Source organism: Pseudomonas sp. 32_A (assembly GCF_017490905.1).
Classification (GTDB): domain Bacteria; phylum Pseudomonadota; class Gammaproteobacteria; order Pseudomonadales; family Pseudomonadaceae; genus Aquipseudomonas; species Aquipseudomonas inefficax.
The window spans coordinates 1-471 of record NZ_JAFGYI010000281.1; the positions used below are offsets into that span (position 1 = coordinate 1).

A 471-nucleotide genomic window follows, 5' to 3' on the forward strand; every position below is an offset into this window, starting at 1 on the left:
TCCCCCCAGTGCCGCGAGACCACGCCGTTTGCTTTGGCCTCGACGGTGTGATCGTCCCAGATCTTCGGTCGTCCGCGACGCGTGTATTCATGCCACGCGATGGCGCGATGGGGATGATAGAGATCGTAGCCGTGCGTGAAAGCACGGACGGCTAGGGAAATTTCCTCGCCGTGGAAGAAAAAATGGGGGTCGTGCCGTACCGTTTGCGCAAAATGGCCGTCCGCGAACGCGAAATGAGCGCTGTAGAATCGCGCCGGTATCGGATGCGCCATCGCCTGCCAATCCGCAATGTCGCGAGCGCGGAACAACACGACGCCTTCCGGAGAAAACCGGAAAAACGTCATTGCAAGCGGCGTATGGCTGAGGGCGCGACGTTCACATCCTGGCGTGAAGCCGGGCAGGTATGCGGTGATCAGCGGTTTTGCGCTGAACGTCCTGAGCGACTCGAGCATCCCGACCATCTGCTGGTCC

At 60.7% G+C, this 471-nt stretch carries 1 protein-coding gene; it reads right to left on the reverse strand.

Going from position 1 to position 471, the window contains the following annotated elements; translation table 11 throughout:
- Positions 1 to 452, reverse strand: a 452-nt coding sequence (locus J5M58_RS26690; RefSeq protein WP_243432567.1) for a UDP-N-acetylglucosamine-transferase, incomplete at its 3' end; no start/stop codon positions are given.
- Positions 453 to 471 lie beyond the last annotated feature (19 nt).